The following is a 19,359-nucleotide window of genomic DNA, read 5'->3' on the forward strand; positions in this document are numbered from 1 at the left end:
TTAAGTGTTAAGTGTCAAAATCTTTTTTAAATTTGAGGTAATTGAAATACTTAACCTATGAAAAAAATTACGTTTATAATTTTATTCTATTTCACAACTTTATCTCAAGCACAACCTAGTGTAGCAAGAGAATGGAATGAAATGACTTTAACTGCAATTAGAGCAGATTTTGCAAGACCTACAGTACATGCCAGAAATTTATTTCACACGTCTGTATTGATGTATGATGCTTGGGCACTATTTGATTCTCAAGCAAAAACGGTATTTCTAGGTAAAACTTTTGGAGATTATAATTGTGTATTCAATGGTATTGCAACACCTGCAAACATTGATACTGCAAGACATGAAATTATTAGTTTTGCAATGTATAGATTACTCAATCATCGTTTTTCTAATTCACCTGGTGGCACAGCGTTATTAGACGAATTTGAAACGCTTTTCACTTCCTATGGTTATGATCCTAATTTCACATCTGTTGATTATAGTACAAATTCGTATGCAGCTTTAGGTAATTATATGGCTAATGAAATGATTGCTTTTGGTTTACAAGATCACTCTAATGAACAGAATGATTATGCTAACCAATTATATGGACCAATAAATTCGCCATTAATTTTAGAAAACTACTATGAAACTAATGATATTGACCCTAATCGTTGGCAACCATTAGCTTTTGATGTATTTGTAGATCAAAGTGGTAATGAATATCCATTAGATACACCTCCTTTTTTAAGTCCAGAATGGGGAGAAGTAACACCTTTTTCATTATCTCCTTCTGATTTACAAATTTTAAACAACGGTTTTGATAGTTACGTCTATAATGATCCTGGTGCTCCAGTTTATATTCAAAATTCAAATGAAGATGGCATTAGTGATCCTTACAAATGGAATTTTGCATTAGTCGCATCTTGGGCTTCACATTTAGATCCCAACGATCCAACGATGATAGATATCTCACCTGGTGCAATAGGAAATTTTGATTTAAACAACCTACCTCAGACGTTTGCAGAGTATCAATCTTTCTATGATTTCACAAATGGTGGAGACGCAAGTACTGGACATACTATAAATCCTAAAACCGGTTTAGCTTACACTCCTCAAATGGTTAAACGCTCTGACTATGCAAGAGTGCTTGCAGAATTTTGGGCAGATGGACCAGACTCTGAAACACCTCCAGGACATTGGTTTACTATTTTGAATTATGTGAGTGATCATCCTTCCGTAGTAAAAAAAATAGCAGGTATTGGTGCTGTTGTTCCTGATTTAGAATGGGATGTCAAATCATATTTAACGCTTGGTGGTGCTATGCATGATGTTGCAATTAATACTTGGGGAATTAAAGGATATTATGACTATGTAAGACCGATTTCGGCAATTAGATATATGGCAGGTAAAGGACAAAGTACAGATGCTAGTTTACCGAGTTATGATGTACATGGTTTGCCTTTAATTGACGGACTTATTGAACTAATAGATTCTAGTGATCCATTAAATGGTGAAAACAATGAAAATTTGAACCGAATAAAAATTAAATCTTGGAAAGGTCCAGATTTTATTGCAGACCCTTCTACTGATACAGCTGGTGTAGATTGGATTATTGGTACACATTGGTGGCCTTACCAACGAGGCACTTTTGTAACGCCTCCATTTGCTGGCTATTTATCTGGACACTCAACATTTTCTCGTGCTGCAGCAGAAGTTTTAACACAGTTTACTGGTGATGCCTTTTTTCCTGACGGAATGGGAACTTTTGATATCACTCAAAATGACTTTCTAGTATTTGAAGTTGGTCCTACTCAAAGTTTTACTTTACAATGGGCTACATATCAAGATGCATCTGACCAAACCAGTTTGTCTAGAATTTGGGGAGGAATACATCCACCAGAAGATGATATCAAAGGAAGAATTATAGGTGATAAAATTGGAAAAGACGCATTTAACTTAGCTATAACATATTTTGATGGGACTTTAAATAGTCCTGAATTTGATACAGAACATCCTGTTACTATGTATCCAATACCATTTAATGATATGGTTCATATGACTTCAACTCAAGAGTATAGTGTTGGAATTTATGCCTTAGATGGAAAATTAGTGTTGGCAACCCAACTTCAAAATGGCCAGAATACTATAAACACAACTAATCTAGATTCTGGATTATATTTTGCAAAATTCAGCTCTAAAAATAATGAGGCTTCATTTATTAAAAAAATCATAAAATACTAGTACTTTCTATTCTACATAAGGTAATTTTGCACAAAATATTTTACCTATGTTATCATTATTAAATAGCTTTAGAATTGTAGCCATTTTAGAAGGTGTATCTTACATACTATTATTGTTTATTGCAACACCAATAAAGTACTTGGCAGATAATCCAATGTTTGTTAAATTATTAGGAATGCCTCATGGTGTTTTGTTTTTAGCATATATTGTTTTAGCCATTATGGTTGGATTAGAATTAAAATGGAAAACAAAAACCTTATTAATTGTACTACTAGCTTCTATCATACCATTTGGTACATTTTATATTGAAAAAAAATATTTAAAACCAACTAAGTAATGGACAAATTACAATGTTTTTTTTATGATTACTTTGTATCTATCGGAGTTTCTGAAATATCTGCAAAATATTTCAACATGCTCAGTTTGTTGGTTATATTATTAGTGATTACATACATTGCAGATAAAATTACTAGACGTATCCTAATTTCTTTCTTCGGAAAATTCTCAGAGCGTACTAAAACAAACTTTGATGATTTATTAGTTAATAATCGTGCGCCTCGAAATATTGCCCATCTTGTTCCATTAATTATTACAATTAAACTATTTCCTGTCGTTTTTAAGGATTTTCCGCAGTTCGAAATATATATACTAATTGTTTTAAAAGTAGCGACTATTGTTCTCACATTGTGGATTATACGAAGTGTTCTAAAAACATTTGAAGCTTATTTTAAAACCTTACCTAGATTAAAGGACAAACCCATAGATAGTTATATACAGGTTGTGATGCTATTTCTTTGGATCATAGGTGTTGCTTCTATTTTGGCCATATTAATAGATTTATCTTTCTTAAAATTCTTTACTACGTTAGGTGCTGCATCTGCTGTTTTATTATTAATTTTTAAGGACACCATTTTAGGATTTGTAGCGAGTATTCAAGTTGCTATTAATGATAGCGTTCGTATTGGTGATTGGATTACCATGGAAAAATATGGAGCAGATGGTGATGTTATTGAAATTAATTTGTCAACCGTCCAAGTTCAAAATTTTGACATGACTATTACCAACATTCCAACTTATGCACTAATTTCAGATTCTTTTAAAAATTGGCGAGGAATGCAAGCTTCTGGTGGTAGACGTATAAAAAGATCTATCATTTTAAAAGCTAAAAGTATTAAGTACCTTAATGATAAGGATATTGAAAAGCTAAAAAAAATAGAGTTAATCACCACATATCTTAATCAGCGTCAAAAAGATATTAATGCTTTTAATGAAGGTAAAAATGTTGATAAATCTGTAATGATAAATGGACGTAACATGACCAATTTAGGTGTGTTTAGAAAGTACTTACAGACCTATATTGAGCAACATAGCGCAGTGAACAAAGACATGTTTATTATGGTGAGACAATTGGCTCCAACACCTCAAGGTTTGCCTTTAGAGATTTATTGCTTTAGTAGTGATAAACGTTGGGAAAATTACGAGTATATCATGAGTGATTTATTTGATCATACACTTGCTGCAGTTCCTTATTTTGATTTAGAGATCTATGAATTGAATGCTGGGATAGGAGAATAATTACTTATCCTCTAGCCTATCTTTAACAAATTCGATTTGTGTTTTGCCATGAGGACATGGTTTTCCATTTTCGCCTAAATTTACCATGATTATATTGTCTACGGTAATTATAGTTTCTCGTGTCATCTTATTGCGAACTTCACATTTTAATGTTAATGAAGACTTTCCAAATTTGAGAACTTCAATTCCTATTTCAATAATATCACCTTGCTTTGCTGAGGCCATAAAATTAATTTCGGACATATATTTAGTTACAATCTTAGAATTCTCCAGCTGAATTATAGTGTATAAAGCTGCTTCTTCATCAATCCAAGCTAAAAGTTGACCTCCAAATAATGTTTGGTTAGGATTTAAATCTTCGGGTTTTACCCATTTTCTTGTATGAAATCTCATAAGTGTTTCTGTTATTTATTTTTCCTTTTCTTGAGTTAGCGTGTTGCTAGCTATAGATATTTTACTTCTTAACCATTTTGGATTTATAAAATTTCCGAAGTAAAAATTAAATTCATAAAATGATAACTAGCACATTTCAAAAGTAATGGTTTCTTATGGTATAGTTAACATTTGCCAATTAGAAAAAGTTATCAATATATAGCTATTTATAATTTGTTAATAACAACGTTGAAAACATATATGCGTCCTTTAAAATCACCAATCCATTATCTCTATATTTAATAAAAAATAAAGCCATGAATGATCGATCTACCAATTTAAAATCTATACGTCCAATCATTGCAACTGCTCAGGTAAATGATAGTATGAGCCTTGATGAATGCTTTCAAAACACCACATTGCGACCTATTATTAAAATGCAAAATCATTTATTAATTATGGTTTTTAAAAACTATATTTTTAAACGTAAGAATGTATTTTATGATTTATCATTACCGAAGCAATTGGATTATATTGATCATACGATTAATAAGGATATGAAATTTAGAAATTCTTTAAAAGGGATGATTATTGGTCAATTTACTGTGGAGGAATATGCCATTTATATTAAAAATTCTTCGGCATTAAACAAACGTATGATGAATATCGTTAAAGAGCGATTGGTCAATAATATTCAATTATTTAGTCAACCATTAGCAACAGCTATATGAGCCAAATTAAGTCACAACTTCTAGAAGTTTGTTTCGCTTACGTTAATAAACGTATTGCTAATTATAAAGATGAAATAGAAACGATAAAAGATTCTATAGAAAATAACGATAAAGGTGATGAAGAGGATGATTCTGGCAATGGAAAACTCTATAATGACCTAGAAAAAAATTCACAACATTTGAGTGATGCAAGAAAAATGTTGGATACACTTAATCTCATTACGTCTAACACAATTCATCAAAATGCAGTTTTAGGTAGTTTAGTAAAAACTGATAGTTCGAACTTTTATTTGGCTTTAAGTATTGGTAAAGTTGAGATTGATAATGAAACGTATTTCATAATATCTAAGTCATCTCCTATTGGCGAATTATTAATTAATAAAACTGCAGGTGATCGTATAACATTTAATAATACAACTTACAACATCAAAGAAATTAGATAATTGACTCACCATTTAGATTAGTTGTTAAAACATCACTCATATAATCAAAAAACGGTTTAATCGCTTTAAATGACGCATTAACATCATCAATAAATTGGTCGCTTGTTACTTCTTTATCCGTATACTTTTTGGTAAAAATGAATTGTTTCTTTCTAATAAGATCAATAGCAGGATGCTCTTTATCAAAATCACGAGGAGCTGTTTTTAATTCATCACCAACAAAATCTCCCCAAACTGCTTTAAATTTTTTATTTGAAACGATACTTCTAATCTCACTATCGTCTTGTTCAAATTCTCTACGAATTCGAAGCAAATCGTCTTTATTAGGTTCCCAAAATCCAGTTGCTATAAAGGATTCATTATTAGGTTGAATATGCACATAATAACCACCTCTTAATTCTGGTTTTTTTCTACTGAAAGATCCTCCAAAATGAGTTTTATATGGCAATTTGTTTTTTGAAAATCTTACATCTCTATAAATCCTAAAGAGTTTAAAACCATCAACAACATCATGCTTATTTAAGTTTTCATAAATATATTTATAAGCCTCTTTAGCATTTGCTTCTAGCTTCTTAAATTCAGGTTTATGTTCGTTAAACCAATCTCTATCATTGTTTTTTTCTAATTTTTTAAAGAAGTCTAGAATCTCTTTTGAGAATTTTGGTGATGCCATCTGTGATTATTTTACTGAATAAAAGTACAAAAAAAAGTCACGAGATTAATCGTGACTTCTTTACGTGTTATATTATTTTATAATAATTGCAATTTAATTATCATCTCCTACTTCTTCAGCAGCTTCTTCTATTTCGTTTTGTAAATCTTCTGCTGCGTCTTGTACGTCATCAGATGCATCTTCTAAGTCTTCTTTAACGTTATCCATTGCTGCTTCAACCTTTTCATCTGGTGATTTTTCTTCTCTACAACTTGTAAATACTGTTGCTAGTGTAAATATGAATGCGAATGTTAAAATTACTTTTTTCATGTTATTTAGTTTTATGGTTATGTATTAATTCGGTTATCAAATTAATATTACAAATATGATGGTATTAGTGCAGTTTAATTTGCTCATATAATTAACATATTTGCTTATTTCATGATAGATTATTTTAATTTTCTGAAAATGTGCTTTCAGAAACTTCCGATTTATCTATTGATAATTTGTTATCAAATTGTAAGGTTCTAATAGGAAACGGAATATTAATACTGTTTTTATCGTATGCTTTTTTAATTTCAATAATTGCTTTTGTCTTGGCTCTTAGTTTCTCCAACATACTTTCGGCATCTATCCAAAATCTACACATATAATTAATTGAGCTATCACCAAATTCTGTATAATAAAATTCTACATCATCAGATGATTCTACTTGATTAAAAGTATCTGCAATTGTGTCTTTAGTTAGTTTTTCGACCTTCACTAAATCAGACTCATATCCCACTCCACACTCTAGAGTGACTCTCATTCTCGTTGTTAAAGAATAGTTCTTTATAGGATTTTCTAAAATCATCTTGTTTGGGATGATTACGATGTTATTATCGGCTTCTTTGAGAATAAAAGTGTTCAAATTTATATCTAATACCTCACCAGAGTACCCATTAGTTTCTACCCAATTACCTATTCCTATTCGATTTCTAAACGATAATACGATACCAGAAACCGTATTAGATAATGTGCCTTGTAATGCAAGACCTATTGCTAATCCTATAACACCTGCTCCAGCAAGCAGAGACGTCAGTGCCTGACTTAAGTTTAATACACCTAATGCTATAAATAAACCAATACACACAGTGACCACAGATGCTATTCTAGAAACAACTAAACTAATAGATTTCTGCTCAACTCGTTTACTTACAAGTCTATCTACAATTTTGCTAACATATCTTGCAACATAAAACGCAGCCACAAAAACTATAATGGCTAGAACTAAATTTGGCAAGCTTTCTATGATGGCATTGAACCATCCAAAAAGTTTTTCTTTTAAGTTTCCTAATGCAGTATTTAATTGATCATTCATATGATTTATCTCTTATTTATTAAATTATACGTTGTTAATGTACAGAATTGAGTACACTACAAATATTCAATAATTTATAAAATAAGCTTTGCTGATACGATAAACCTTTTAATTCATTTGTGATTGTTTCATATCACTCAAATACCAAATTCGTTTAAGTTTACTGATAAGGTGAGATTATAAAGTAAAATTTTAAAGCCAACGTTTTCTTCTAAAATAAATGATCATAAAAATGAATATAATAAACATGGTTCCTATTAAAATATAGTACCCATTTTCTGAATCAAGTTCTGGCATATTCTTGAAATTCATTCCGTAGATACCAGCAATAAAAGTAAGAGGAATAAAAATTGTTGCTATGATGGTAAGCACCTTCATAATTTCATTCATCTTATTACTTATGATTGTCATATACATATCCATTAAACTCCAAATCATCTCACGATATAGATCAACAGTTTCACTTACTTGTATAATATGATCGTATAAATCACGTAAATAACTATGTGTCTTTTCTTCAATAAAAGCGCAGTCTGTTTTTTCCATACGACTAATAACTTCTCGCAATGGATAAATTGATCGACGCATTTTTAGAATTTCTTGCTTTAAAAGTTGAATTTGACCTGGAGTACGATCATCTGCATCATTTGACTGAAATAGTAAACCTTCAAGATCTTCAACTTTATCACCAAGAACTTCTATGACTGTAAAATAATTATCTACAATTGCATCTAAAATGGTATACATTAAATAGTCTGAGCCTTGTGAACGAATACGTCCTTTTGCAGATTTTAATCGTTCACGTAAGTCATCAAAAACATCTCCATCGGCTTCTTGAAATGTTAATACATAATCTTCACCTATAATCAAGCTTAAATGTTCATAATGGATCTCATCATCATTTTTTATAAACAACATTTTAAAAACAACAAACATATAATTTTCAAACTCTTCTAGTTTTGGTCTTTGACCTGTATTTACAATATCTTCTAACGTTAAGGGATGCAGATTATAATGTAAACCTAAAGTTTCTATATCTACTACATTATTTAATCCGTTGATATTAATCCAGGTAACATGAGCATTACCTTTAAAATTAAAAGCCTCTTCAACAGCACCAGTGTTTAAAACTGTATACTTTTCTTTAGAGTAATTTACGATCTCAATGTTAGTTTTGGTAGATTGCTTTTTACCTTTATATGCTATAGTTCCTGGTGGAAGATTAGACGCTTTGTAAGACTTTTTTTTCTTTTTTACTTTCATAAATACTACAAAATGGAATATAGTTAAAAGTATAAAAACTTTTTGGTATTGCAGACATCAATACCTTAATTACTAATTGTTATATAAATCACTGTAATACAGACTACAAAACGATTACTTTTGAATTATTATTAAACAACTTGCATATTGCACATATTTTTACTAATATGCAGATTATTATTACAAATACATATACATGGGAAGACCTCCAACAAGACCAATAAAATTTAGAGATGGATTTTATTTAGAAATTCGAAATAAAGGTAAAAATACTGGAATCAAATTACACAGAGACACCAAAGAACAAATGATGCGTACTATTAAAGAATATGAGCATAGCAAAGATGTTTATATTTTAGGTGAATCTAAAAATGGTAAATGGGTTAATAAAACACCTATTCATCATGTTGTAGAAGATTAAAGTTTATACAAATTTAAGTGTTGAAACTCAACTTAGTTTTATGCAGTATGCGTAAAATTAGGTTGAGTTTTTTGATTTTATATTAAATTATTTAATAAATTGTTGAATAATTTTTAACTAAAACTAACTTACAATGACAAATTCTTTAACTAACAAACCACCTGTGTGGTTTTGGATTATTGCAGTAATCGCGCTTCTCTGGAATATCATGGGAGTAATGGCATACATTGGTCAAGCTTTCATAACCGATGAATTGATTGCTCAAATGCCACAAGAACAACAAGCCGAAATGTTATATGAACATCCTGCTTGGTATACTGCTTTGTTTGCTCTAGCAGTATTTTGTGGTGCATTAGCTTGTATTGCACTCTTAATTAGAAAAAAATGGGCTTACTACTTATTTATTGTTTCATTTATTTGTGCCACAATTCAACAAGTATATTTAATGATAGAAATAGAAAATGTGAGCAAGATTATGCCAATTATGATAATTATAGTTTGTGCTTTTTTAGTGTGGTTTTCTAAACATTCAATATCAAAAACTTGGATAAAATAATTTTCTAACCAATCAATTTTATCTAAAAAAAGGCATTAGAAAATTCTAATGCCTTTTTAATATTAATTTTTCAGTGTATAATAAAATTATAAACTTTTAGTGTGGTATTCTACAAGACCTTCAATTGGTCGTCTTTCAAAATTACCAACTGTGAATCCTAACTCATCTGCAACTTCTCTAATTTCGGTTTCAGCAAAAAACGCAATTGAACCAGCAAAATGTACAGGTACAACTTTAAGTTCTTCTTTATACTGAAATATCATATTTTCAGCAAATCGTCTAATTCCTTTTTTAATAAGTTCCTTTACATATTTAGAATCTTTATTTAAAAACATAAACTCAGCAAAATTAGCGAGATAAGCATTTGGATTGGGTTGCTTGTATAAATTATACTTAATATAATCTGCATCTAAATTATGTTTGTGCTCAAATGCCACTTTAATATCTTCTGGCATTTTATTAAAATAATAATCTCTTATGAGCTCTTTTCCGTAGTAATTACCAGAAGCATCATCCATAAGTGTATAGCCTAATGAAATTACGCGCTGATGTAATCGCTTACCATCAAAATAACTACAATTAGATCCTGTACCCATTATACAAACTACTGCTGCTTCATCATCATCATTAATTGTTGCTCTAACTGCAGCCATGGTATCTTCTTGTACATCTATTTCGGCATTTATAAAAATAGATTCTAAAATTTCAGTAAGTATAACCTTTGGATTTGTAGTACCACAACCAGCTCCATAGAAAAAAATGTGTGTGACTTTATCACTAAACCTCATGAGTTCATCACTTTTTCTAATGATCTTTTTTAATTTCTTTTCTTTTAAAATAGCTGGATTAAGCCCTTTTGTACGAATTTTTTCGTGTAGTTGCTTCCCGTTATTATCTACAACAATCCAATCGCATTTTGTAGAACCACCATCTGTAATTAAAATCATGAGCTATGTATAAAAATAAATCTGTAGCTATACATACATATAACTACAGATTTAATATGAATGTTATATTATAAAGAATTAACCTTTTGAGCTAAATCTACTAATTTGTTAGAATATCCAAACTCATTATCATACCAAGATACAAGTTTAAAAAACTTAGAATTTAATTCAATACAAGCGTCTGCATCAAAAATACTTGTGCGATCATCACTTACAAAATCTTGAGAAACAACAGCATCTTCTGTATATCCTAAAACACCTTTCATAGAACCTTCAGAAGCTTTTTTGAATGCAGCTTTGATATCTTCTAATGATGTTTCAGATTTTGTTCTAACTGTTAAATCAACAACAGATACATCTGCAGTTGGTACACGAAATGCCATACCTGTTAATTTTCCGTCTAATTCTGGAATTACTTTACCTACAGCTACAGCTGCTCCTGTTGAAGATGGTATGATGTTCAATAAAGCTGAACGTCCCATTCTATAATTCTTTTTTGATGGTCCATCAACAGTTAATTGTGTTGCAGTACTTGCATGAATGGTAGTCATTAATGCTTCTTCAATTCCGAAGTTATCATTAACTACTTTTGCTATTGGTGCTAAACAGTTTGTAGTACAAGATGCATTAGATACAATGTTGTGATCACCTGTTAATTCATTATCATTTACACCCATTACAAACATTGGGACATCTTTACTAGGTGCAGAAATTACTACTTTTTTAGCGCCTGCAATGATATGGTAATTTGCAGTTTCTAATGATGTGAATATACCTGTACACTCAGCTACAACCTCTGCTCCTGCTTCATCCCATTTTAAATTTTTAGGATCTCTCTCAGCAGTTACTCTTACCGTTTTACCGTCAACTACTAAATGACCATCTTTTACTTCTACTGTTCCGTCAAAGTTTCCATGTACAGAATCATATTTTAATAAGTATGCTAAATGCTCTACATCTAACAAATCGTTAATTGCAACTACATCTACATCATCACGTTTTACTGTTGCTCTAAATACGATTCTACCTATTCTACCAAAACCGTTAATTCCTAATTTTAAATTTGACATTTTATTTATTATTTATTACTATTATTTTTTTCTATTTTTTCTTCGGAAATATTATGTAGACATAATATCTGAGACTCTTAAGAGTTCCATGTTAATTTCAGATTTCCCTTTTACAGCTTGATCTAAAGGTGTCAACGCAATTTTATCATTTAATAAGCCGACCATTAGATTCGTTTCACCTTCCAGTAAACTTTCTACTGCTTTCACTCCCATTCTACTTGCTAAAACACGATCAAAACAAGAAGGTGAACCTCCACGTTGCATGTGCCCTAAAACAGAAACACGTACATCGTATTCTATCATGTTTTCTTCAACGTAATCTTTGAGTTCAAAAACATTTTTACCTATTTTATCACCTTCAGCAACGATAACGATACTAGACGATTTACCAGATTTTTTACTACGACGTAAAGATTCTAATAAACGATCTAATCCTAAATCTTCTTCAGGAATTAAAATTTCTTCGGCACCAGCTCCTATTCCGACGTTTAAAGCAATATGACCAGCATCTCGTCCCATAACTTCAACAAAAAACAATCTGTTATGCGAACTTGCAGTATCTCTAATTTTATCAACAACTTCTACAACTGTATTTAAAGCAGTATCATAACCTAATGTATGTGAAGTACCGAAAATATCATTATCAATAGTACCTGGAATTCCCATTACTGGAAAATCAAATTCCTTATTGAAAACCATTGCACCATTAAACGTACCGTCACCACCAATTGCCACAAGTGCGTCAATATTAGCTTCGGTTAAATGTTTATGTGCTTTTTTTCTACCTTCGGGAGTTATAAATTCTAAAGAGCGCGCAGATTTTAATACTGTTCCTCCTTTATTGATGATGCCTTTTACACTACGAGCATCCATTTCTTTGAAGTCGCCTTCTATCATACCTTCATAGCCTCTGTAAATCCCAACGCATTCAATATTATGAAATGCACAAGTTCTAACTACAGATCTAATCGCAGCATTCATCCCTGGAGAATCTCCTCCAGAGGTAAAAACACCAATTTTTTTTATCTTTTTTGACATGTATTTTATGTTTCAAAAAGTAAAGCTAGTAAACAATAACTATAATAAAAATGGAATTGGACTTTATTTAACAGGACTATAATAATTCAAACGTTTTCGTTAATAAGTATTATTAAAATTGTTAAAAAACGAGATATTTAATTGCCTTTTGAGCCTTTTTTTGTGTTGAGATTTATGAAATCTGGAGTCATTTTATCGTCGTCATCTTTCTTTTCTTCTTCTTTTGGCTTTTCTTCTTTTTTATTTTTTCCTGAAAAGATAATTTGCAACAATTCTTTGAACGTATCAAACTCTACATTGTAAGTTAAACCAGCACCTTGAGTATAACCGATTTCTTCTCCAAAGTTTCTAATACTATTTTCTCTATTAAAAAATGTTGCTTTCAAAGTTCCATCATCATTTAATAGTACATCAATTTGAACATCACCAGCAATGACGGTTTGATTAACACCTCCAATTGGTACACCAACTTTACCATTAATAAGGACACGATCACTAATTTTTGTACTTAAAGTTAAACCTATCTGGTCATTAGTTTGGTAGTCTGTGGTAACTTGTCCAGCTTCATAGTTAAAGTTAACTTGAAGTTTACCATCATCATCACCTAAAAAACTATTAAACAAAGAATTAACACGATCAGAAATTGTTCCATAAGCTTGTTGACCTAAACTTACTTCACTAGCAAATGCTCCTGTTGACAATAAAAACAAGGCTTGATTTTCTCTACTTTCCTTAGTTTCTAATCTGTATTCTAACTCAGATTTAATATTAGATTCTACATTTGGGAAATTAAATGTAAAATCGGGATCTGGTTGCTCTAATTGTCCAGAGAGGTTAATTTCTACTTCTACATCTATACTTCTATTTATTGGTGCATCTAATAATACTGATGGGTTTGCTCGCGTTTCATAAACCGCTGTTAAACCAACTAATGCTTTTAAAGGGTCACCTTCCCAACGAATATAACCATTTGGCTTAACTGTCAATTTCTTCTGTATTAAGCCACCATAAGCAAAATTATAAGTTCCTTCTACAATTTGAAAATCTCCAAACATTTGAAATTTTCCGTTGGTATTGATATCAAACAGTAAGTTTCCATTTCCTTTACCTTGAATGGTACTCCCTGAGCTTTTATCTATTACAATTTCGATATCTGCATAAGGATTTACGAAAAGGTTAAACTCTAATTCTAATCCTTTAACTTCCGTATTATTGACAACTTCTCCTCTTAAACGCGCATCTTTTTCTTCTGGACTTAAAAAATGTATGTATGAATTATCACCATAGCTCTCTAAATCACTTAAAGGTATTTTAAATATCGTGCCTTGAGCTGTACTTCCGTTAAACTCTATTTTAAGGTTATCTGTTGGTCCAGAGATTTCTGCTTTACCGTTTACGAAAGCTGTTCCGTAATATAATTCTTCTTCTTCACCTGTAGAATCTGTATTTAATACTAATAATCGTTCTGTGTCGATTTCTAAACCTAACTGCCAATCTGAGAAGTTTTGATGAGCGATATAACCATTCAAAATTGCTTTAGAAAAATATTCTGAATCTGTGATTTCTACCTCTTGAAATATAAAACGTTGCGATTCTAACTTTACTTGAGAATCAAAATCAAAACTATAATCTACATTTAGATATGGTATTGTTAATCCTGCGTTATCTAATAATAAATCACCATTAAATTGAGGGTCATCTAATTTCCCTGTTACTTTTGCTGATCCAGTAACTAAACCTCTTATATTGGTAATGACACCTTCACCAAATGGATCAAGAGGATCTAATAAAAACTCTTCAAACTTCACATCCAAATTAATGAGATTTGCATCAACATCTATTACACCTTTAGCATCTAAAGATTTGAGGTTATCATTTTTAAGAGTAACATCAACTGTATAATTGGTAAGAGAATTGTTCCCTTTTACAAGTGCTGTAAGCTCTCCTAACTCATAATCATTAGCTTTTAAATCACTAATAATAACATTAGAGTTTGGTAAGTACACACCATCTTTTTGTAGGACATCTAACTTTCCATTGACACGACCAGATAATGATAAGCTATCAATTCTAGGTGTTATTTTAGTTAAATCAACATCGGTAAAATCTAGTTTTAAATCTTTGAAATCATCACCAGCAATTTGTCCTGATAATTCTATGCGTTCATTAAAATGATTCATCACCATTTCACTAATATCAAAGTTTTTGAAGTCTCGAGTAAAAGTGATTTTATTGAGTTTGTTTTTGTCTTCGTTAATGACCCATTTATTCTCCTTAAAAACCACTTCAGATTTTCTAAAGCCAATTACAGACTTATTACTTTCATCAATAGTATAAAACATATTAAGGTTGAAATCATCAACATTTTGTTGACCTCCTTTAAATTCAGATTTAATGAATAAAGTATCACGTTGTGTGACATTAATTAAACTAAATTTTGATACATCATAATACTTTGTACTCAGCGTATCAATCTCAACATAGGTGTTAAATAGTGGGTTGCTATTATCTATTAATATTGAAATGTCATTCGCAAAATAATCTAGAAGCTTTATTTGTGGTGAATTAAACGTGAGGTTAAATTGTTTCTCATCGGTTTCGATTCTTCCTTTTACTCTAGTGTTAGGACCTAATTCTAATTCGTGATAAAAGACTTCTACAATTTTATTGTAGATTTTAAAATCAAACTCTAGGTATTGATCGGTCTCAATTTTATTCGGAATAAAATTTGTATAAATACTACCTACAGAATTCTCAACAAGTTTACCAATATCTGCAAACATGAAATTACCACTCATTGTACCTTCAATAATATCTGGAGAATTGATGGTTAGAATTCGTTTGTCATTATCAAATTTAGATTCTATTTTAAAATCCTTAAAAAAGTACTCATCATTTTCATTGATGTAGGTTGTGTTTTCAAAATTCAATGTTCCAAAAGCATCATCAATAGTTGAGCCTTTCATTGAAGTGGTTACTTTTCCTCTAAATATCGAAATACTATCTTTTGTAATAAAATTAAGCGCTCTTAAATTGGCATATTCTACATTAGCATTAAAATCAAATGCTTTGATATCTTTTGATAAATCGGCTAAACCATCAAACTTAAACTTGAAGTTTTCATCCTTTGATTCTAAAAGACCGTTAAAAATTTGATTTCCTAATTTCCCAGACACTTCAACATCTTGATAATTGTAATTGTTATATTCTATATGAAAAATTTGACCTTTAACTTGAGTGCTCAAATTATCTAAAGTAAACCCCTTACCATCTACATCTAGATTAAAAGATGTTGTTTTAACATTTGGATCATTAAGTAATTCTCCTAAATCAAACTCATCAAAAACAACATTACCAACATAACTTGCGTTGTCAATATCATCCACATGAGTCATCTTCATATCAGACACAATCAATCCCAAATTGGTATTAATTTTTAAATCTGCATCTATAGTTGTATCAGTGATATATGAAGTTCCCGTAATTCTAAAATCACCAAGCTTTGAAAATACTGATGGTATTGATTCGCCAAGAATATTTGGCAACAAGGCTCTTAAATCATAATAATTAGAAGACAGGTTATCAAAACGACCATTCATTGAAAAATCACCTTCTTCTGTACTCAATAAGTTTTTAAAAGTAATATCTCCATAGATTTTACTTCTTCCACTAGCATTAAGTTTTAAATTATTGGCAGTTAAATCATTTAATGTTCCTGAAAGATCTACATCTAATGTTGCCATTTGATTTTCACCAAATTCATTATAAAACGTATTTAAATCGTTAAGATATACTTCAGAGTTTCTAAATTTAGCTGTGACTTTTACTTTGTTTTCAAAATCACCAAAATCCTCACGATTGTAATCAAAACGCAAATTTCCGAGGAGATTAGATTTTTCAGTTTTAATACTCAAATCATTAAAAATCATATGCTCTGGAGTGTACTCAAAATTGGTGACTAGATTCTTTACATAAGCACCACGACTATCTTTAAAGTTTAGTGTATTGATACGAGCATCAACATCACTGCCTGCAATAACGAAGTTTGTAGCGTTAATATTTAAGTCGTAAAACTCGAGTACTTTTTGTGTTTCTTTGTTTTCATCAATAAGTCTAAATGTACCATCATAAATTGATACATCACTTGAGGATAATAAAAATGTACTCTTCTCTGGCCTTGGATTATCTTCATCAAATTTGGCAACAAAAATATCGAGATTGGTATCTGATTCGCCTTTATAGGTTTTGACATTGAAAGTTAAATTCATAATATCAATATCACCAAAGTTTAAAGTGCCATCAATAATGTTTCCGTAGTTAAGAATTGAAGTATTCAACTCGTCAATCGCGATTAGCGTATCTTTTTTGTAATCTTCAACATAAACTTCTTTAAGTTCTACATCACCATTAAATTGAAGTCCGACTTTTCCAATATTTATATTAGTACCATAGTCACCATTAATACGTTTGGTCACATATTTCCCCAAACTAGTTTGAACTGCAGGTATAGAAAGCACCAACACCAAAATGATGAATAATAGCAAAATAATTGCTAAAATCTTTGATACTATTTTCAGGAATTTTTTGATACGCTTTGAAAGTTATAACTTTGACCTCAAAATTAACAATTATTGTGCCTAATTTGTATTAATGACTTCACAAAATATATATATTCTTGCTATTGAGTCATCCTGTGATGATACTGCTGCTGCTGTAATGCTTAACGGTAAAATTTTAAGTAACATTGTTGCTAGTCAAAAAATCCATGAAGAGTATGGTGGAGTCGTACCAGAACTAGCTTCTAGAGCGCATCAACAAAATATTGTACCTGTTGTAGATCAGGCACTTAAAAAAGCAAATATTAGTAAATCACAATTGAGTGCTATTGCTTTTACTCGTGGTCCAGGTTTGATGGGTTCACTATTGGTTGGTACTTCATTTGCAAAATCATTAGCATTTGGGCTAGATATTCCTTTAATAGATGTCAATCATATGCAAGCGCATATTTTGGCACATTTTATTGAAGAAGATGATTTTAAAAAACCGCCTTTTCCATTTTTAGCAATGACGATTTCTGGTGGACATACGCAAATAGTAAAAGTAGAATCCTATTTCGACATGGATGTTATTGGTGAAACCATTGATGATGCTGTTGGTGAAGCTTTTGATAAAAGTGGAAAACTTTTAGGCTTAGGTTATCCTGCTGGTCCAGAAATTGATAGACGTGCAAAATTAGGTAACCCAAAAGCGTTTGCTTTTACGAAGCCGAAAGTTACTGGACTCAATTTTAGTTTCTCCGGATTAAAAACTGCGATACTATACTTTGTTCAGAAACAAGTGAAACTGAATCCGAATTTCATTGAAGAACATCTTAATGACATCTGTGCTTCTATTCAATATACAATTATTGGTATTTTAATTGACAAGCTGAAATTAGCCACAAAACAAACTGGCATCAAACATATTGCGATTGGCGGAGGAGTTTCGGCAAACTCAGGAATTAGACAAGCTTTAAAAGATGGTGAACAAAAATTTGGTTGGACAACTTATGTACCAAAATTTGAATACACAACAGATAATGCAGCTATGATTGCTATTGTTGGACATTTGAAGTTTTTAGAAGGCAATTATGCAGCGCATAATGTGATGGCTTCGAGTAGGTTGAAAATTTAAGGTTAGTTTGCAGTCGCAGACGCAGTTTAAAGTTCTTACTTGTGGTCTTTTATTTTCGCAAAGACGCAGAGTCACAAGGCTTACTCGTATACAATTCATACTAATTTATTAAAAATGGCATTCAACGAACAGCTCGCAAATAGAATAAGAGAACAACTCAAGTTCTTTCCAGATGATTTTACTGAAAAGAAAATGTTTGGAGGTATCTGTTTTCTGTACAAAGGAAAAATGACTGTTGGTATTGTAAAAGAAGATTTGATGGTGAGAATCCTATCAGAAACCATAGAAACCGAATTAGAAAAAGACAACGTCAGACCAATGGATTTTACTAAACGACCAATGAAAGAGTTTGTTTATGTCTCTCAAAATGGTATAAAAACTAAAACTGAATTGCTCCACTACATCGAGCTAGGTCTCCAACATGCTAAAAGCAAATTGTAAATGGAAACTGAATTTTACAGAATTATTACTGCAATAAGCCAATTTTTAGAAGGATTGTTTTTTGGGTTTTGCATTATCACTTTATTAGCATTAATCGTCTATATTTTCTATAAAAAGAACGAACTACAAACATTTATTAAATACTCAGTTCTAGTAGCTAAAAATTTAGCAATCTTTTATTTTGTAATTTATACTATTTCATTAAGCATCTATTATTCTTCAAAAGAATTTGAAATCTTTTCAGAAAGAGCAACAGGACCTTATGCTTGGGCATATTGGATGAAGCTTTTAAGACCAATTGTTTTTTGTGGATTACTTCAATTATTTTGGATCAAAAAAATGGTTTCCAAAATGCGCTATGTTGCACTAATTATTTTTTTTGCATTAATTATGTTACTGTGTTCTGGAGCAATTTTAGAAAAATTTATAATAATTACTACATCATATCACAGAGATTATTTACCAAGTGATTATAGCTTTAATAGTAATATAATTCTGAGTTTAATTTTATACGTTTTTAAATTTGGAATTTTATTTAACGCTCTAGTTTTTATTAGTTGGGTAATTAGAAAAGAACCAAAATTTAAATAG

Annotated in this window: 19 protein-coding genes; 10 read left to right on the forward strand and 9 right to left on the reverse strand. The window is 30.7% G+C overall.

Annotated features, from left to right (window positions below; all coding sequences use genetic code 11):
* Positions 1-57 precede the first annotated feature (57 nt).
* From WNY78_RS06610 to WNY78_RS06620, 3 genes are read left to right on the forward strand one after another with little or no spacing between them, the layout of a single operon-like run.
* On the forward strand, positions 58-2,226 hold the full coding sequence (locus WNY78_RS06610) for a T9SS type A sorting domain-containing protein (RefSeq protein WP_342872408.1): 2,169 nt from the start codon (positions 58-60) through the stop codon (positions 2,224-2,226).
* 46 nt (positions 2,227-2,272) lie between these two features.
* Positions 2,273-2,563 (forward strand): DUF3817 domain-containing protein, encoded by a 291-nt coding sequence (locus WNY78_RS06615; protein ID WP_342872409.1) that lies wholly within the window; start codon positions 2,273-2,275, stop codon positions 2,561-2,563.
* On the forward strand, positions 2,563-3,801 hold the full coding sequence (locus WNY78_RS06620) for a mechanosensitive ion channel domain-containing protein (RefSeq protein ID WP_342872410.1): 1,239 nt from the start codon (positions 2,563-2,565) through the stop codon (positions 3,799-3,801). The genes WNY78_RS06615 and WNY78_RS06620 overlap by 1 nt, the downstream gene beginning before the upstream one ends.
* Here the strand turns inward: WNY78_RS06620 and WNY78_RS06625 are convergent, their stop codons facing one another.
* On the reverse strand, positions 3,802-4,194 hold the full coding sequence (locus tag WNY78_RS06625) for a hotdog domain-containing protein (protein WP_342872411.1): 393 nt from the start codon (positions 4,192-4,194) through the stop codon (positions 3,802-3,804).
* A gap of 296 nt (positions 4,195-4,490) precedes the next feature.
* On the opposite strand from WNY78_RS06625, the gene WNY78_RS06630 reads away from it, so the two are divergent.
* Positions 4,491-4,904, forward strand: coding sequence for a glyoxalase (locus WNY78_RS06630; protein WP_342872412.1), 414 nt, complete (start codon positions 4,491-4,493; stop codon positions 4,902-4,904).
* Positions 4,901-5,347 carry a hypothetical protein gene (locus WNY78_RS06635; RefSeq protein WP_342872413.1) on the forward strand — a complete coding sequence of 149 codons (447 nt, stop codon included), beginning with the start codon at positions 4,901-4,903 and terminating at the stop codon, positions 5,345-5,347. The genes WNY78_RS06630 and WNY78_RS06635 overlap by 4 nt, the downstream gene beginning before the upstream one ends.
* Here WNY78_RS06635 and WNY78_RS06640 read toward each other — a convergent pair.
* The 4 genes from WNY78_RS06640 to corA all read right to left on the reverse strand — a co-directional run bounded on the left by WNY78_RS06640 (position 5,340) and on the right by corA (position 8,622).
* The gene (locus WNY78_RS06640) at positions 5,340-6,020 is read right to left on the reverse strand and encodes a DUF2461 domain-containing protein (protein WP_342872414.1); all 681 of its coding nucleotides are present in this window, start codon (positions 6,018-6,020) and stop codon (positions 5,340-5,342) included. The genes WNY78_RS06635 and WNY78_RS06640 overlap by 8 nt on opposite strands.
* Positions 6,021-6,113: 93 nt before the next feature.
* A complete protein-coding gene (locus tag WNY78_RS06645; protein ID WP_342872415.1) occupies positions 6,114-6,329 on the reverse strand; it encodes a hypothetical protein in 216 nt (71 codons plus the stop codon).
* Between the two features lie 124 nt (positions 6,330-6,453).
* On the reverse strand, positions 6,454-7,359 hold the full coding sequence (locus WNY78_RS06650) for a mechanosensitive ion channel family protein (RefSeq protein WP_342872416.1): 906 nt from the start codon (positions 7,357-7,359) through the stop codon (positions 6,454-6,456).
* 192 nt (positions 7,360-7,551) lie between these two features.
* Entirely contained in the window at positions 7,552-8,622 is a 1,071-nt protein-coding gene (gene corA, locus WNY78_RS06655; protein WP_342872417.1) for a magnesium/cobalt transporter CorA, read from the reverse strand.
* 196 nt (positions 8,623-8,818) lie between these two features.
* On the opposite strand from corA, the gene WNY78_RS06660 reads away from it, so the two are divergent.
* Both WNY78_RS06660 and WNY78_RS06665 read left to right on the forward strand, forming a co-directional pair.
* Positions 8,819-9,043, forward strand: coding sequence for a hypothetical protein (locus WNY78_RS06660; RefSeq protein ID WP_342872418.1), 225 nt, complete (start codon positions 8,819-8,821; stop codon positions 9,041-9,043).
* 133 nt (positions 9,044-9,176) lie between these two features.
* Positions 9,177-9,599, forward strand: a complete 423-nt coding sequence (locus tag WNY78_RS06665; RefSeq protein ID WP_342872419.1) for a hypothetical protein — start codon at positions 9,177-9,179, stop codon at positions 9,597-9,599.
* An 86-nt stretch (positions 9,600-9,685) separates the two neighbouring features.
* On the opposite strand, the gene WNY78_RS06670 is transcribed toward WNY78_RS06665, so the two are convergent.
* The 4 genes from WNY78_RS06670 to WNY78_RS06685 form a co-directional block, all read right to left on the reverse strand.
* Entirely contained in the window at positions 9,686-10,546 is an 861-nt protein-coding gene (locus WNY78_RS06670; protein ID WP_342872420.1) for a BadF/BadG/BcrA/BcrD ATPase family protein, read from the reverse strand.
* Between the two features lie 68 nt (positions 10,547-10,614).
* Positions 10,615-11,616, reverse strand: a complete 1,002-nt coding sequence (gap, locus tag WNY78_RS06675; RefSeq protein WP_342872421.1) for a type I glyceraldehyde-3-phosphate dehydrogenase — start codon at positions 11,614-11,616, stop codon at positions 10,615-10,617.
* Between the two features lie 51 nt (positions 11,617-11,667).
* Positions 11,668-12,654, reverse strand: a complete 987-nt coding sequence (gene pfkA, locus WNY78_RS06680; RefSeq protein ID WP_342872422.1) for a 6-phosphofructokinase — start codon at positions 12,652-12,654, stop codon at positions 11,668-11,670.
* Between the two features lie 137 nt (positions 12,655-12,791).
* On the reverse strand, positions 12,792-17,198 hold the full coding sequence (locus WNY78_RS06685; RefSeq protein ID WP_342872423.1) for a translocation/assembly module TamB domain-containing protein: 4,407 nt from the start codon (positions 17,196-17,198) through the stop codon (positions 12,792-12,794).
* 106 nt (positions 17,199-17,304) lie between these two features.
* Here WNY78_RS06685 and tsaD point away from each other — a divergent pair, with 106 nt between their 5' ends.
* The 3 genes from tsaD (at position 17,305) to WNY78_RS06700 (ending at position 19,359) form a co-directional block, all read left to right on the forward strand.
* On the forward strand, positions 17,305-18,327 hold the full coding sequence (tsaD, locus tag WNY78_RS06690; protein ID WP_342872424.1) for a tRNA (adenosine(37)-N6)-threonylcarbamoyltransferase complex transferase subunit TsaD: 1,023 nt from the start codon (positions 17,305-17,307) through the stop codon (positions 18,325-18,327).
* A 114-nt stretch (positions 18,328-18,441) separates the two neighbouring features.
* Positions 18,442-18,768 carry a TfoX/Sxy family protein gene (locus WNY78_RS06695; RefSeq protein WP_342872425.1) on the forward strand — a complete coding sequence of 109 codons (327 nt, stop codon included), beginning with the start codon at positions 18,442-18,444 and terminating at the stop codon, positions 18,766-18,768.
* On the forward strand, positions 18,769-19,359 hold the full coding sequence (locus tag WNY78_RS06700; protein WP_342872426.1) for a hypothetical protein: 591 nt from the start codon (positions 18,769-18,771) through the stop codon (positions 19,357-19,359).

The sequence above is a fragment of the Psychroserpens sp. AS72 genome (assembly GCF_038900375.1).
Classification (GTDB): domain Bacteria; phylum Bacteroidota; class Bacteroidia; order Flavobacteriales; family Flavobacteriaceae; genus Psychroserpens.

What these genes read in the sequence shown, in the direction of transcription:
- WNY78_RS06610 (WP_342872408.1), top strand. Translation starts at nt 58, where the DNA reads ATGAAAAAAATTACGTTTATAATTTTATTCTATTTCACAACTTTATCT.
- WNY78_RS06615 (WP_342872409.1), top strand. Translation starts at nt 2,273, where the DNA reads ATGTTATCATTATTAAATAGCTTTAGAATTGTAGCCATTTTAGAAGGT.
- WNY78_RS06620 (WP_342872410.1), top strand. Translation starts at nt 2,563, where the DNA reads ATGGACAAATTACAATGTTTTTTTTATGATTACTTTGTATCTATCGGA.
- WNY78_RS06625 (WP_342872411.1), bottom strand. Translation starts at nt 4,194, where the DNA reads ATGAGATTTCATACAAGAAAATGGGTAAAACCCGAAGATTTAAATCCT.
- WNY78_RS06630 (WP_342872412.1), top strand. Translation starts at nt 4,491, where the DNA reads ATGAATGATCGATCTACCAATTTAAAATCTATACGTCCAATCATTGCA.
- WNY78_RS06635 (WP_342872413.1), top strand. Translation starts at nt 4,901, where the DNA reads ATGAGCCAAATTAAGTCACAACTTCTAGAAGTTTGTTTCGCTTACGTT.
- WNY78_RS06640 (WP_342872414.1), bottom strand. Translation starts at nt 6,020, where the DNA reads ATGGCATCACCAAAATTCTCAAAAGAGATTCTAGACTTCTTTAAAAAA.
- WNY78_RS06645 (WP_342872415.1), bottom strand. Translation starts at nt 6,329, where the DNA reads ATGAAAAAAGTAATTTTAACATTCGCATTCATATTTACACTAGCAACA.
- WNY78_RS06650 (WP_342872416.1), bottom strand. Translation starts at nt 7,359, where the DNA reads ATGAATGATCAATTAAATACTGCATTAGGAAACTTAAAAGAAAAACTT.
- corA (WP_342872417.1), bottom strand. Translation starts at nt 8,622, where the DNA reads ATGAAAGTAAAAAAGAAAAAAAAGTCTTACAAAGCGTCTAATCTTCCA.
- WNY78_RS06660 (WP_342872418.1), top strand. Translation starts at nt 8,819, where the DNA reads ATGGGAAGACCTCCAACAAGACCAATAAAATTTAGAGATGGATTTTAT.
- WNY78_RS06665 (WP_342872419.1), top strand. Translation starts at nt 9,177, where the DNA reads ATGACAAATTCTTTAACTAACAAACCACCTGTGTGGTTTTGGATTATT.
- WNY78_RS06670 (WP_342872420.1), bottom strand. Translation starts at nt 10,546, where the DNA reads ATGATTTTAATTACAGATGGTGGTTCTACAAAATGCGATTGGATTGTT.
- gap (WP_342872421.1), bottom strand. Translation starts at nt 11,616, where the DNA reads ATGTCAAATTTAAAATTAGGAATTAACGGTTTTGGTAGAATAGGTAGA.
- pfkA (WP_342872422.1), bottom strand. Translation starts at nt 12,654, where the DNA reads ATGTCAAAAAAGATAAAAAAAATTGGTGTTTTTACCTCTGGAGGAGAT.
- tsaD (WP_342872424.1), top strand. Translation starts at nt 17,305, where the DNA reads ATGACTTCACAAAATATATATATTCTTGCTATTGAGTCATCCTGTGAT.
- WNY78_RS06695 (WP_342872425.1), top strand. Translation starts at nt 18,442, where the DNA reads ATGGCATTCAACGAACAGCTCGCAAATAGAATAAGAGAACAACTCAAG.
- WNY78_RS06700 (WP_342872426.1), top strand. Translation starts at nt 18,769, where the DNA reads ATGGAAACTGAATTTTACAGAATTATTACTGCAATAAGCCAATTTTTA.